The sequence below is a fragment of the Kocuria gwangalliensis genome, assembly GCF_039544365.1.
Taxonomy (GTDB): domain Bacteria; phylum Actinomycetota; class Actinomycetes; order Actinomycetales; family Micrococcaceae; genus Kocuria; species Kocuria gwangalliensis.
In genome coordinates this window covers 97,732-111,315 of sequence record NZ_BAABLN010000014.1, presented here as the reverse complement: position 1 = coordinate 111,315, position 13,584 = coordinate 97,732, and the positions used below count along the sequence as shown (strand labels likewise).

The window sequence follows — 13,584 nt, the reverse complement described above, 5'->3', positions numbered from 1 at the left end:
TGTCGTGACACGGAGTGCGTCGTCTTGACGGTACGCTCCCGGAAGCCTCGCTCACGAAAATACGGCGGTAGGCACCCGTGGGTACCTACCGCCGCGTTCACATACTTTGCCTCGCCGCCCAGCAAGCCCGCGGCGCGAGGGAAGTACTTACTCTGCGTCCTCGGTGGAAGCCTCCTCGGCGGCTTCCGCACCCTCGGCGGTCTCGTCGCCTTCCTCGGGCTCCTCGCCCAGATCCTGCTGGACGGGCTCGGACACGTTGATCACGAGCAGGTCCTCTTCAGAGATCAGGGTCACGCCGCCGGGCAGCGTGATGTCCTTGGCGTAGACGTGCTCTCCGGGCTCGAGGCCCTCGATGTCGACCACAACGGACTGGGGCACCTTGAGTGCGTCGGCCTCGATCACCAGAACGTTTTCTTCCACGTTGTGCACAGCGGTGGGGGCGACCTCACCCTCGACATGCACGGGGATCTCAACCTCCACGCGCTCGCCGCGACGAACGGTCAGCAGGTCGATGTGCAGGATTTCGGGGCGGACGGCGTGACGCTGAACTTCCTTGATCATGGCCAAGTGACCCTCGCCGTCAACGTTGATCTCCAGAACGGCGTTGGGGTTACGGGAGGCCAGCATCATGTCGTGGCCCGGCAGGATCACGTGCAGGGGCTCGGCGCCGTGGCCGTAAATCACTGCGGGGATCTGGCTGTTCTGACGCACGCGGCGGGCATATCCCTTACCGAATTCGGTCCGCAGGGTGCCGGGGATGTTGATGATATCCACCATGGTGGAACTCCTTCAATTGTGGGGTATCGGTTTCGTCACCACACTGACCGCCCGAAAGGCGCGCGCACCATTCGTCGAACCGGTCAGCAAACCGACGTGGTGCGGCACCGCATGGTCTCCCGTTCCCGAAAGAACCGGGGAGTTCACGATCCCACCAGCCGTCGTCGATAACGGGGCAGCAAAATATGCCGCCCCCTCGCCTTGGCAACCTCCACAGAATAGCACGTAGTGCCATGCCCGTGGCCGGATTCCAGTTCGTCCCCCGTTGTGCACCCATTGGTCCTAAACAGAAGGTTTCTGGGCGCATTTCGCGCTAGTGTGGAGAATGTGAATCTCGGGGGAGATTCCACAGTGTGGCCGCCTCACATCACGGCCACGCCGACGCCGTGCGGTCATCACGCACTCCCGTCGATCGTTTTCAGGGGGAGGGAGCAACGATCATGTTCAAGGAGCCAATGGTGCGCCACACGCAAACGTTGTGGCGTGAGAGATACCAGCAGACTCTTCGAATATCCGATGCCTTGGGTTTGGCCGTCGCGTTGGCGCTGAGCCAATTGATTCGTTTCGGCTCGGGGGACGGGTTTCTCGCACTCGGGTTGATTCCCGTTCCGTACTGGCTGGTCGGTGTCATTCTCGGATTCGCGTGGTGGACGTGGTTGGAGTTGCGCGGCACGCGAGGGATTCGACTGATCGGTAACGGTGTTGAGGAGACCAAACAGGTGGTCACCTCCACACTGGTTCTTTTCGGGACCATTGCCATCGTGTCCTACGCCTTGGACATTCCCACGGCCCGCGGCTACGTGCTCATCGCTCTCCCGCTCGGTCTTCTCACGCTGATCAGCGGCAGGTTACTGGCCCGGCACAGTTTGATGCAACGGCGTTCCAGGGGTCACGCCATGTCCCGCACCTTGGTTATCGGCCGCTTCCCCGGCGCGGTGGAGATGGTCGGTGAATTGCAACGGCGTCCGCACGCGGGCTTGAAACCGGTGGCCGTCTACATGCCGCCGTCACGGCGCGAGATGCCCGAGGAACTCGCGCACGTGGAACTGCCGGTCAATACGTTGGATCCAGGAGTCTGCCCCAGCGTGGCCGGCATCGTGCACGCGTGCTGCGAGAACCGCATTGAAACCCTGGTCATGACCGCCTCCGTTCCGTTGAGTACGCGCGAGATCCGTCACCTGGGTTGGGCCCTTGCCGATGAGCACATTCGTCTGGTCATGAACACCGGGCTCACCGACATCGCCGGACCGCGCATTCACACCCAGCAGTTGGCCGGGCTGCCCCTCATCCACGTGGCGACCCCGCGCTTCACCCGCTCCAAGAAAATGATCAAACGTGGCATCGACATCGCCGGTGCCTCCTGCGCGCTGATCCTGCTCTCTCCGGTACTGCTGGTTCTGGGCGCGATCGTCAAACTGCACGACGGAGGCCCCGCCTTCTTCGCGCAGGAGCGCGTGGGTATTGACGGCACCCGCTTCAAGATGCTCAAGTTCCGCTCCATGTACACGGATGCCGAGGAACGCAAGGAGGCACTGCTGGCCGCCAATGAATCGGAAGGCGGCGTGCTCTTCAAGATGAAGGACGATCCTCGCGTCACTCGCCCCGGCACATGGATGCGCCGCTACAGCTTGGACGAACTCCCGCAGTTCTTGAACGTCCTGGGCGGTTCCATGTCACTGGTCGGCCCCCGCCCACCCCTGGCGTCCGAGGTGGAACAGTACGAAAAACACGTGTACCGCCGCTTGCGTGTCCGTCCGGGCATCACGGGTCTCTGGCAGGTCTCCGGACGCTCCGACCTGGACTGGGAGCAGTCGGTGCGGTTGGACCTCTACTACGTGGAGAACTGGTCCCCGGTACAAGACATGATTATTTTATTGCGCACCTTCAAGGCGGTTTTCGCCTCGGACGGCGCCTACTGACCCTGCCCGTACGGGTCACCACCAGCTCGGGAATTGCCCTTCATCGCGATAACGCGGTGGAGGGCAATGTCAGTCCTGCCCACGGGTACCAACGATGTGCGATACGAAAAATTTGCGCTGTCGAAATCGTTCCGTGATTGACGCGGAGATTTGATCCTGTGAAATCCGTGAAAATTGTTTAGAATCCTAATGCCCCCCGTGAATTGCGCACCCCCCGCGCATCTCTCCCCCCTTAGTTAGGTCATACGTGTGATCCCCCCTCGCAAAATCACCCTGCCCGCTGCCGTCACGGCAGCCGTCCTGGCATTCACCTCATTCGTCCCGGCGGTCGCCGCTGAAACACCCAAGGAAAATCTCGACCCCGATCGCGGCAACGTCGTTTCGGTGGAAACCGAAGAACTCGACACCGTGGTCGAGGATCCCCAGTTGCCCAGCGCACCTCCCAAGACCGGCGACAAGAACCCCGGCGCCACCATGGGTCAGCGCATGAAGTCCATGGACGAAACCACGAATCTGTCCGCCGAGTCCGAGGCCGAGCTGGCACAGGTCGAGAAGGAACTGGACATGCAACCCGCCCCGGCGGCCTCGGCCTCCCTGGGTGCGGTGACCCCGAAGACCACCGCGTCCCCGCAGGCAGATCCCTCCAGCACGCAACACGTGGGCCCCGCCGGATCCATGTCGCTCATGATCCAGGCCAACACGTGGCGCCCGGCGGGCATTGCCGGTATGGATGTCTCGGGTTGGCAGCCCACCGTGAACTGGAGCGCCGAGTACTCCAAGGGAGCGCGTTTCGCCTACGTGAAAGCCACGGAGGGAACCGGCTACACGTCCCCCTCATTCGCCTCCCAGTACCGCGGTTCGTACACCGTGGGCATGATCCGCGGTGCCTACCATTTCGCCCTGCCCAGTGTGTCCTCCGGCGCCGCCCAGGCCGACTACTTCGTGAACAACGGCGGCGGCTGGTCCGCGGACGGCAAGACCCTTCCCGGCCTGCTGGACATCGAGTACAACCCCTATTCGAGCTTGGGCAACACCTGCTACAACATGTCCCAGCCGCAAATGAACTCGTGGATCAAGTCTTTCTCGGACCGCTACAAGCAGCGCACCGGCCGCCTGCCCGCGATCTACACGACCACCGACTGGTGGCGCACCTGCACGGGTAACACCGCGCAGTTCAACACCCACCCGCTGCACATCGCCGCGTACAACACCACCGGTGCCGGGGCCATGCCCAACGGTTGGTCCACGTACGACATTTGGCAGTTCTCGGCCTCGGGCCCCTTCTCCGGTGACTCCAACCAGTACCGCGGATCCTGGGCCCAGTTGCAGTCCATGGCCAGCTCTCGCAACTACAAGCCGCTGGGCGGTCGCGCGCCGAGCACCAATGCGGTGAACCAGTCTTACTCGGTGAGCGGCGGTATCGGTTCCATTTACCGCGCCACCGGCGGTGCCGCCAAGTGGGGCCAGGCCGTGACCCCGGAGCGCGCTGCCGCTTCGGGTGGTCGCTACCAGGAGTTCGTGCGCAACGGCGTGAAGGCCACCGCGTACTGGCACCCGCGTACCGGTGCCCACATGGTGCGCAACACCTCGAGCATCGGCAACAAGTTCGTGCAGACCGGTCGCGAGCGCGGACTGGGCTTCCCGTCCACGGAAGAGCGCTCCATCTCCGGCGGTGCCTACCAGAGCTTCACCACGGCCACCGGCCGCACCCACAAGGTCATGTGGACACCGTCCACCGGTTCCAACACCATCAAGGAGTATGGGGCCATCGGTAAGTTCTGGAGCAAGCGCGGTCATGAGCGCGGCTACGGGTTCCCCGTGACCGACGAGTACCGCGTGGGCAACCAAGTGCACCAGCGCTTCTCCAAGGGCTACACCGTGCGCTGGTCCTCCGCGACCAACCACGTGTGGGTCACCCGCTAAGGGTTCCACCCGCCAGACATGAAAAAGCCACCCGCCGGATTCCGGCGGGTGGCTTTTTCATGTCACGGTTCAGGGGAACCGGACGCGGATCATGCGGGTCAGGACCGGCCGTTGAACAGGCTGGTCACCGAGCCGTCCTCGAAGACTTCCTGGATGGCACGCGCGATCAACGGTGCGATCGAGATGACCTCGAGGTTCTCGAACTGGTGCTCCTTCGGAACCGGCAGGGTGTCGGTGACGACAACCTTCATGGCACCACAGTTGGCCAGGCGCTCCACCGCGGGGTCCGAGAACACCGCATGAGTGGCGGCAATGATGACATCCTTGGCGCCGTTGTCCCGCAGCACGCGGACAGCGCCGGTGATGGTTCCACCGGTGTCGATCATGTCGTCGATGAGCACGCAGGTGCGGCCCTCGATGTCACCCACGACCTGCTTGGACTCGGCCTGGTTGGGAACGCTGATGTCGCGTGTCTTGTGCACGAACGCCAACGGTGCACCGCCCAGACGCTCGGCCCACTGCTCGGCCACGCGCACCCGGCCGGTGTCCGGGGACACCACGGTCACGTTGGACTCGTCCACCACGGAGCGCACGTAGTCGCTCAGCAGCGGGATGGCCATGAGGTGGTCCACAGGACCGTCGAAGAAGCCCTGGATCTGCGCGGTGTGCAGGTCCACGGACATCAGACGGTCAGCGCCGGCGGTCTTGTACAGATCAGAAATCAGACGAGCGGAAATGGGCTCACGACCGCGGTGTTTCTTGTCCTGGCGGGCGTACGGGTAGAACGGGCTGACCACGGTGATGGACTTGGCCGATGCGCGCTTGAGCGAGTCGATCATGATCAGCTGTTCCATCACCCACTGGTTGATGGGTGCCGGGTGGGACTGGATGAGGAACGCATCCGCGCCACGCACCGACTCACCGAATCGCACGTAGGTCTCACCGTTGGCAAAGTCGTACGCGTCGGTGGGGACCAGTTCGGTGCCCAGTTCGCGCGCGATGTCCTGCGCCAGCTGCGGATGTGCACGACCCGAGAGCAGAACCATGCGGTTCGACCCCGCATTCGTAATTCCGGTCATGTGAACTCGCTTTCCTCGAAATGCTTGATGGAGCGCTGGTCGCGTGTCTCGTGCCCGGTTCAGGCCTGGGATGCGCGGTCAGAGTTTTAGGAGCCGTTGGACGCTTCCGCAGCCTTAGCGGCATCGGTTCCGGGACGGTGCTTCTGCACCCATCCTTCCACGATGACTTGATTCCCCTCGGTGAGGGCCAGTGCGCCGGCGGGCACGTCCTTGCGGACGGTGGTGCCGGCACCGGAGTAGGCGCCGTCGCCAATGGTCACGGGCGCAACGTACATGTTGTCCGAGCCCATGCGCACGTGGTTGCCCACCACGGTGCGGTGCTTGTTGACGCCGTCGTAATTAACGAACACGGAGGCCGCACCGATGTTCGAGTGCTCGCCGATCGTCGCGTCGCCCACGTAGGACAGGTGCGGGATCTTGGAGCCTTCGCCAATGGTCGAGTTCTTGGTCTCCACGAAGGTGCCGATCTTGCCCTTGGCGCCCAGCACGGTGCCCGGACGCAGATACGCGAACGGACCCACGGACGCGCCCGCACCCAATTCGGCGTCGCTGCCGTGGGTGCGGATCACGGTTGCGCCGTTGCCCACGGTCACGTTGGTGAGGGAGGTGTCCGGGCCGACGACGGCGTCCTCGGCGATTCGCGTGGCACCGTGCAGTTGGGTGCCGGGCAGGATGGTGACGTCCTGCTCGATCTCCACCGTGTCATCGATCCACGTGGTGCGCGGATCCACCACGGTCACGCCATTGGCCATGTGCATCTTGAGGGTGCGCTGGTTCAGGTAGCCGCCCAGTTCGGAGAGCTGCTCGCGATCATTAGCGCCCTCGAGCTCCATGTAGTCCGTCATCTTCAAGGCGTCCACCCGGTGGCCCGCGGCCCGAGCGAGCTTGGGAACATCCGTGAGGTACTTCTCGGCCTGAGCGTTGTTGGTATCCACCTGGGCCAGGGAATCGCGCAACACGGCGGCGTCGAAGGCGAAGATGCCGGAGTTGACCTCCACGACCGCGCGTTCTTCCTCGGTGGCGTCCTTGAATTCCTTGATCTCGGCGAGCTGACCGTTCTCGTCCCGCAGGATGCGGCCGTACTTGCCCGGAGTGGGGTGATCCGCGGTCAGCACCGTCACGGCGTTGCCGTGGTCGCGGTGGTAGGTCACGAAGTCCTGCAGGGTCTGCGCGGTGAGCAGCGGAACGTCGCCGTAGGTCACGACCACGGTGCCGGACACCGGAGCTTCACGGTCCAGAACGTCCAGACCCGCATCCACTGCACTGCCGGTGCCGGGAACGTCCGACTGGTCCGCAATCAACACGCCGGAATCCAGCTCATTGATGTGCGCTTCCACGAGATCACGCTGGTGACGAATGACCGCCACGAGCTGCTCCGGGTTCAGTTCCCGGGCGACCTTGAGGGCGTGCCCCACCATGGAACGACCCCCGATCTCATGCAAGATCTTGGGGGTCTTGGACTTCATGCGGGTGCCCTTGCCTGCGGCCAGGACGATGATTGCTGCGGGGTTGGACCCGCCGGTCGCGGCGCTCTGATCGGCAGCGGTATCGACGATGCTCACTGAGCTAACTCCTCGTGGTTGCTCGTCAGGTGGGGGTACCCATCTGCACCTGGGTGGTTCGTGCGTTCCGCCACTAGGACTCGAACCTAGACTCACGGCTCCAAAGGCCGGTGTGCTGCCAATTACACCATGGCGGAAAGGTCGTCACTGTCGTGACAACACAACCGTGCACCACACGGGATGCACGGAAAATTACCATAACATTTCCCGAACTTCGGTCAGTGCGATCCCGAGCAGTGTTCCACCGTGACCACGCGGCCGTTGGCCATGGCCTCCTCGAAACCCGGTAACGCCTGGGCGAGGTGGCGGGTCTCCCCCGGCTCCAGTCCGCGCACGAGCACGGGAGCGCGTTTGGCTGCACGCTGCACGAATTCCCACGCATCCGCGTCGGACTGGCCTGCGCCTCGAGAGCGGGACACGTCCCAAGCGAGTGAGGTGACCTCGGGTTCGGTGACGTCCAGGGTGTCCTGATCGAATTCTCGGTCCAGGAGTACCAGGAGCATGACCACCTCGTCCACGGTGGTGTGGTTCTGCATGAGCAGCTGCACGTCCTGAGCCGAAGCTGCTTCTGCGAGCGCGGCCACCATGGAGTACAGCCGTTGCCGCTGTCGACCGCGGTGGGTGACGCCGCCCAACGCGAGCACGAGCGCCTGGGCGCCCACGCCGTGGGCCAGGACCAGAGCGGCGTCGGCCTCGGCGATCACGCCCTCGTCAGGCATGTCCTCGTCCACGGACACCGGTGCGCGCAGGATCAGCGGATCGGCGCCGGCCTTGCGCAACTGATCGCCTGCCTGGCGACGCACCATACTTCCCATGTGGAGACCCACTGGACGGTCCGCGCCCAGCGTGATTTCCACGGGCCCCGGGTGCTCGCGAACGTGTTCGACGGCGCTCGCTAAGTCCTGGGGAATATCCAAAACCGTCCCGGCCACGTAAGTCTCTTGCATGGGTCAAGTCTCCCACGCCAATCTGGCACTTCTCCCGGATAACCCTGACGCTTGTATCCTGGCCTGCGTGGCACATCTGATTGGCGGAGAGAATCTGCACCTCGAGTATCCGACCAAGACCGTTTTCGACGCGGTCTCCATAGGCATCGATCAGGGTGACCGGATTGGCATTGTCGGGCGCAACGGCGACGGTAAATCAACGCTGATGCGCCTGCTCGCCGGCCGCATCGATCCCGACGGCGGACGGGTCACCGTGCGCTCGGGAACCACCGTGGGCATGCTGGACCAGGCGGACACGCTGAACCCGAATCAGACGGTGGGGCACGCCGTCGTCGGCGATGTTCCCGACCATGTCTGGGCCTCGGACGCCAAGGTGCGCGACGTGATTTCGGGCCTGGTCTCGGACGTGGACTGGGACACCGACATCAGCGAGCTCTCCGGCGGACAACGACGCCGCGTGGCCCTGGCAAGCCTGCTGGCCCAGGACTGGGACGTGATCTTCCTGGACGAGCCCACCAACCACCTGGACGTGGACGGCATCACGTGGCTGGCCAAGCACTTGAACAACCGCTGGTCGAAGAACTCTGGTGCGCTGGCGGTCGTCACTCACGACCGCTGGTTCCTGGACGCCGTGTGCACCGACACGTGGGAGGTCCACGACCGCATGGTCGAGCCCTTCGAGGGCGGCTACGCGGCCTACGTGCTGCAGCGCGTGGAGCGCGACCGGCAGAACGCCGTGGTCGAGCAGAAGCGGCAAAACCTGATGCGCAAGGAACTCGCGTGGTTGCGCCGCGGCGCACCCGCTCGCACCTCCAAGCCCAAGTTCCGCATCGACGCCGCCAACCAATTGATTTCCGATGTTCCCCCGCCCCGCGATTCGGTCTCGCTCTCCCGCATGGCCGTGTCCCGCTTGGGCAAGGACGTGGTGGACATCGAGAACGTCTCGGTCTCCTTCGACGGCGCGAACGGCGAAACCACCGTGCTCAACGACGTCACGTGGCTGATCGCCCCCGGCGAGCGCACCGGCATCCTGGGGGTCAACGGCGCGGGCAAGTCCACGCTGTTGGGACTGGTCACGGGCGCGGTCTCCCCCACCACCGGGCGGGTCAAGCGCGGCAAGACCGTGAAGATCTCCACGCTCACGCAGCAGCTGGCGGAACTCGACGACGTCGCCAACGACCGCGTCTCGGACGTGGTCGCCAGCAAGAAGACCAGCTACGTGACCGAGGGCAAGGAAATGAGCCCCACCCAGCTTCTCGAGCGACTCGGATTCACCTCCGCGCAGCTCAAGACCCCGGTCAAGGATTTGTCCGGTGGGCAGAAACGCCGCCTGCAGTTGCTGATGATCCTGCTGGACGAGCCCAACGTGCTGATCCTCGACGAGCCCTCCAACGACCTGGACACGGACATGCTCGCCGCCATGGAGGACCTCTTGGACACCTGGCCCGGCACGCTCCTGGTCGTCTCCCATGACCGGTACCTGCTGGAGCGTGTGACCGACCAGCAGTACGCGGTGATCAACGGCCAGTTCCGCCACCTGCCCGGCGGGGTCGAGGAATACCTGAAGCTCTCGGCCTCCTCCGATTCCGGCTCGGCCGCGGGTTCGGCCGGTGCCTCCAACCCGATGGCGGCTTCCTCTTCGGGTTCCGGGGCCGACGCCGCCGCAGGCTCACCTTCCGAGCCCAAGCTCTCCGGCTCCGAGGCGCGCGCCGCGCAAAAGGAGCTGGGCGCCGTCGAACGCAAGCTGCAGAAGCTCAACAAGGAAGCCGAGGCCCTGGACGAGACCATGGCCGCCGCAGACCCCTCCGATTTCGAGGGGCTGGGCAAGCTGTCCGCGCAGAAGTCCGAGCTTCAGGAACAGATGGACGAGCTGGAGATGCGGTGGCTGGAGTTGGGCGAGGCGCTCGAGTAGGCCGACGACCTCACCTAGGCAGGGTCAATGGCGACGCCCCTTGTGGGATCACTCGCTCCAGTCATTGCCCTTGATGATTTCCACGAAGTTGTCGCGTTTGAAGTCCGGGTTGAAGTGCTCCAGGACATCCGCGTTCATGTTGCCGAACGTGGAGTGCGGGCGGTGCACGTTGCCGTCATTGAAGGCGTTGAGGATCCGGTTCTTGAAGTCAGGGCGTGGGTGGGCTTCCACCACGGCGTCCCGCTGCTCGGCGGTGAGGTCTTCCAGGTGCATGCCGAGCACGTCGGTTTCGACACCCGCACTGACCAGTGCGATCTCCGGGGACAAGAACTCCGGAACGCCCGGGGTGGTGTGCAGGGCAATGGCCAGCCACGCGTCGTGGGCGCGCTGGGCGGAGGTGCCGTGATCCAGCAGGAACTCCTTGACCGCGTTCGCACCATCCACCTCGAAGCGCAGCGTGGAATCCATGTACCCCTGGGTCAGCCCCATGTCATGGAACATGGCACCCGCGTAGAGCAGCTCGTGGTCCACGGACTGGTTGCGCACCCGGCCCTGGAAGGCACCGAAAAAGAACACGCGACGGGAGTGGTGGTACAGCAGGTCGTCCTCGGTGTCACGGATGTACTCGGTGATCTCACGCGTCAATGCGGTATCGGGAACGGAGATGCCGGCAATGGTGTCAGTCATGATGAGGCTCCTTATCAGTTGGTTCGTTGCTCAGTCTGGTTGCTTCCCACTCCGGAAGCCATGGGGGTGAAGCCACCGGCCTGGCGCCCAGCTATTACCGTGGCCGGTTCAACACCGCCCGCTGACCCTTATTCGGGTCAGCGGGCGGCGATCGCACTTAGAGTTCTACGACCTCGAACTCGAGCAAGCTGGCTCCGGTCGCCACGGGTTTCTTACCCTGGCCGGCGTGTGCCGCGCGCGCATTACCGTCGCGCCAGGCCACGAAGTCCTCCTCGGTGGCCCACGTGGTCACCACGAAGTAGCGGTTCTCCCCCGCCACCGGGCGCAGCAGCTGGAAGCCCTCGAAACCCGGCTCGGAATCCACCGAGTGCTTGCGCGCGGCGAAGCGCTGCTCCAGTTCGGGCCCGGCACCTTGGGGAACTTCAATGGCATTGATCTTGACGACGGACATGTGCGCCTACCTTTCAATGGTCGATGAGGTGGAATCAAGACTAGGAGTCAGAGGTGAGTCGGAGCTGGATAATCCGCACCTTCAGCGCTTCCCAATAGTCGATAAGACTTCCTCCGCCGCTCGCTGGCCGGATCTGATGGCGCCGTCGATGTACCCGTTCCACACGGACGCCGTCTCCGCGCCCGCCCAGGAGATGCGCCCCAGTGGCTTCGCGAGGTGCTCCCCCACGGTGGTCCACAATCCGGTGCCGAACCGCCCGCCGTAGCAACCCCGCGTGAAGGGCTCCTCGGACCAATTGCGCTGCAGCACCTCGGTCGGCCGAGATGCCGTCTCCCCGAAGAAGCATTCCAGATCATCCACGACGAGTTGAGCGCGCTGTTCCTCGGACAGGTCATTGAAGGCCCGAGCATGGCGACCCTCCACGAAAGCCACCAGAATGCCCCGTTGGGAATCGGGAACACCGTTGTCGTACACAAGGGAAACGTGGTGGTCGAGACTGAGTACCGTCCCGCTGAGCCCTTCCGCGTGCCAAAACGGCGTGTCGTATTCGATCTGGAACTTGATGACGTTCCCCGCGTTCATGTGCGACTGCGCAATGTCCCGATTGGCGGGAAGAGGCGGTGCGTAGTCAATTCTTGCGGCCATGACCGGCGGCAGCGCCACGATCACGTGATCACATCGGTATCGCGTACTAGTGGTTCTGACCATGGCCTGGTTGTTGGGTGCCTTGAGTCTCTGCTCCGTGTCCCACTCGGATATCTCGAGCACCTCGTGGTCCAGCACTACCCGGTCGCCGAGGGACTCGGCGAGGCGTTCCGCCAGCTGGTGCGTACCACCGCGGACGCGGGAATCCTGGGCCCCGCCGATGGTGATCATCATTCGGTGCAGGCCGCCTCCCGAACTCAAGTAGTACAACATGTGAAGGGCCGAGTACTCGTCCGATTCCGCGGCAAAAATGGACGCCAACAACGTGTCCGCGAATCTCCGGGCGGCGCGGTCTTGACAGGTGTCGTCCAACCACTGAGCCGCCGTCATGCGGTCCAAACCGGCGGCACCGGGAGAGTTCCCCGGGGCTTGCCGGTCAATGGTTGCGGCGGTGCCGTCGATGGTCTCCACCAACTCCTGGAACGCACGCGCCGACTCACCCGGCAGGCCGAACGTGTCATCATCGCTTTCTTGACGTCCACCCTCGGCGAAGAGCAGTGACCTGCCTTTGTCACGCACGGTAAAGGTCTCCAGTCCCAGCCGTTCAGCCAATGCCAGCACTTCGTCCTGAGTGGGTCCGACCCACTGGCCGCCCAGTTCAATGCTCGTACCCGATGTGAAGTGTCCGCCCTCGAGTCGCCCTCCCACTCGTTCCCGGGCTTCCAACACAATGACGTCCTGCCCGTGCTCCACGAGCAGTTCCGCAGCCGTCAGTCCGGCAATGCCGGCCCCCACCACGACCACGTCCGTGGTTCTTTCGGGGACGTCGTTACGCTTGGCGTCGTTCACTGTTCCTCCTGTTGTCGCGGTGCACCATCCGCGGGCTTCTGCATCGGGGGCGGCGGATCCTTGGTCAGAGTTCCGGGGGGCACGTTCAATCGAGCTTCAATGGGTGCCGAAATACGCTCGCGGTACTGCCCCGGGTCTCGGTAACCGACGATGGTGTGCGCGTTGAACCCGTCCAGGAGAGCAATGATTTCCCAGGCGCAGCTGTCCGCACACGGCACATCGAAGTCCCCGTCCGACATGCCCTGTTCCAGGATGGCGGCCACCATGGCCTGCCAACGGTCCATCATGAGGCGCACTGCGTCAGCCGTCTCCGGATGACGTCGCCCTAGGCTCCACCCGTCGAGCCACACTCCGGCGTAGTCTTCTCTGCCCGGCCGGCTCGTCAAACGAATCAACTCGGACAGCTTGTGTACTGCCTTGGAGTATCGGGCCACGTGCGACGTGACCGTCACGAATTCGGTCTGCAGTAGGTCCAGGTAAACGCGCAGCCGTAAGGATTCAATACTCGGCTCATAGTGCACCACCAATGCGTGGGTGACCCCTAGCCGTGCAGCGATGTTCCGATGCGTTAGGTTTTGCAGTCCCTCGGTCAGAGCCAGTTGTTGTGCTGTGGCCGCAATGGCCTCCCGGCGCTTCTCAGGTGACAAACGACGGCGCACACCGGCGGTTCCGCCGCCTTCATCCCCGGCTTTCTTGCTCACCATCGCCTCCATTGACAGTCCCCGGCGCCCACCCTAGGCTCTCGGGAAAGTGATATTGACCACATGGTCAATATGCCGCTGTCCCGGTGAGGTGTCAAGGACACCGGACGTCCGTGCTTTGATCCAGGCCAC

Annotated in this window: 11 protein-coding genes and 1 tRNA gene; 3 read left to right on the top strand and 9 right to left on the bottom strand. The window is 63.8% G+C overall.

Annotation, left to right across the window (positions count from 1 at the left end; all coding sequences use genetic code 11):
• Positions 1–147: 147 nt before the first annotated feature.
• Entirely contained in the window at positions 148–777 is a 630-nt protein-coding gene (locus ABEA06_RS06795; RefSeq protein ID WP_345311001.1) for a 50S ribosomal protein L25/general stress protein Ctc, read from the bottom strand.
• 440 nt (positions 778–1,217) lie between these two features.
• Between ABEA06_RS06795 and ABEA06_RS06790 the strand changes: the two genes are divergently transcribed.
• Both ABEA06_RS06790 and ABEA06_RS06785 read left to right on the top strand, forming a co-directional pair.
• Complete coding sequence (locus tag ABEA06_RS06790; RefSeq protein ID WP_345311000.1) at positions 1,218–2,696, top strand: sugar transferase; 1,479 nt, start codon at positions 1,218–1,220, stop codon at positions 2,694–2,696.
• Between the two features lie 249 nt (positions 2,697–2,945).
• Positions 2,946–4,619 carry a GH25 family lysozyme gene (locus ABEA06_RS06785; RefSeq protein WP_345310999.1) on the top strand — a complete coding sequence of 558 codons (1,674 nt, stop codon included), beginning with the start codon at positions 2,946–2,948 and terminating at the stop codon, positions 4,617–4,619.
• A gap of 98 nt (positions 4,620–4,717) precedes the next feature.
• On the opposite strand, the gene ABEA06_RS06780 is transcribed toward ABEA06_RS06785, so the two are convergent.
• The 4 genes from ABEA06_RS06780 to ABEA06_RS06765 form a co-directional block, all read right to left on the bottom strand.
• Entirely contained in the window at positions 4,718–5,698 is a 981-nt protein-coding gene (locus tag ABEA06_RS06780) for a ribose-phosphate diphosphokinase (RefSeq protein ID WP_345310998.1), read from the bottom strand.
• Between the two features lie 86 nt (positions 5,699–5,784).
• The gene (gene glmU, locus ABEA06_RS06775) at positions 5,785–7,260 is read right to left on the bottom strand and encodes a bifunctional UDP-N-acetylglucosamine diphosphorylase/glucosamine-1-phosphate N-acetyltransferase GlmU (protein ID WP_425559504.1); all 1,476 of its coding nucleotides are present in this window, start codon (positions 7,258–7,260) and stop codon (positions 5,785–5,787) included.
• 65 nt (positions 7,261–7,325) lie between these two features.
• Positions 7,326–7,397 (bottom strand) — tRNA-Gln (locus tag ABEA06_RS06770).
• Positions 7,398–7,478: 81 nt separating this feature from the next.
• Positions 7,479–8,207 (bottom strand): hypothetical protein, encoded by a 729-nt coding sequence (locus ABEA06_RS06765; RefSeq protein ID WP_345310997.1) that lies wholly within the window; start codon positions 8,205–8,207, stop codon positions 7,479–7,481.
• 67 nt (positions 8,208–8,274) lie between these two features.
• On the opposite strand from ABEA06_RS06765, the gene ABEA06_RS06760 reads away from it, so the two are divergent.
• Positions 8,275–10,119 (top strand): ABC-F family ATP-binding cassette domain-containing protein, encoded by a 1,845-nt coding sequence (locus ABEA06_RS06760; protein WP_345310996.1) that lies wholly within the window; start codon positions 8,275–8,277, stop codon positions 10,117–10,119.
• Positions 10,120–10,167: 48 nt separating this feature from the next.
• Here the strand turns inward: ABEA06_RS06760 and ABEA06_RS06755 are convergent, their stop codons facing one another.
• The 4 genes from ABEA06_RS06755 to ABEA06_RS06740 form a co-directional block, all read right to left on the bottom strand.
• A complete protein-coding gene (locus ABEA06_RS06755) occupies positions 10,168–10,806 on the bottom strand; it encodes an HD domain-containing protein (RefSeq protein WP_345310995.1) in 639 nt (212 codons plus the stop codon).
• A gap of 157 nt (positions 10,807–10,963) precedes the next feature.
• Complete coding sequence (locus tag ABEA06_RS06750) at positions 10,964–11,257, bottom strand: antibiotic biosynthesis monooxygenase family protein (RefSeq protein WP_345310994.1); 294 nt, start codon at positions 11,255–11,257, stop codon at positions 10,964–10,966.
• 81 nt (positions 11,258–11,338) lie between these two features.
• Positions 11,339–12,751, bottom strand: a complete 1,413-nt coding sequence (locus tag ABEA06_RS06745; RefSeq protein ID WP_303383486.1) for a flavin monoamine oxidase family protein — start codon at positions 12,749–12,751, stop codon at positions 11,339–11,341.
• Positions 12,748–13,452: a TetR/AcrR family transcriptional regulator gene (locus tag ABEA06_RS06740; RefSeq protein ID WP_303383487.1), complete on the bottom strand. Its 705-nt coding sequence runs from the start codon at positions 13,450–13,452 to the stop codon at positions 12,748–12,750. The genes ABEA06_RS06745 and ABEA06_RS06740 overlap by 4 nt, the downstream gene beginning before the upstream one ends.
• Between the last annotated feature and the right edge of the window lie 132 nt (positions 13,453–13,584).

Coding starts and splice junctions, on each gene's coding strand:
- ABEA06_RS06795 (WP_345311001.1), bottom strand. CDS start 777: ATGGTGGATATCATCAACATCCCCGGCACCCTGCGGACCGAATTCGGT.
- ABEA06_RS06780 (WP_345310998.1), bottom strand. CDS start 5,698: ATGACCGGAATTACGAATGCGGGGTCGAACCGCATGGTTCTGCTCTCG.
- ABEA06_RS06765 (WP_345310997.1), bottom strand. CDS start 8,207: ATGCAAGAGACTTACGTGGCCGGGACGGTTTTGGATATTCCCCAGGAC.
- ABEA06_RS06750 (WP_345310994.1), bottom strand. CDS start 11,257: ATGTCCGTCGTCAAGATCAATGCCATTGAAGTTCCCCAAGGTGCCGGG.
- ABEA06_RS06755 (WP_345310995.1), bottom strand. CDS start 10,806: ATGACTGACACCATTGCCGGCATCTCCGTTCCCGATACCGCATTGACG.
- ABEA06_RS06790 (WP_345311000.1), top strand. CDS start 1,218: ATGTTCAAGGAGCCAATGGTGCGCCACACGCAAACGTTGTGGCGTGAG.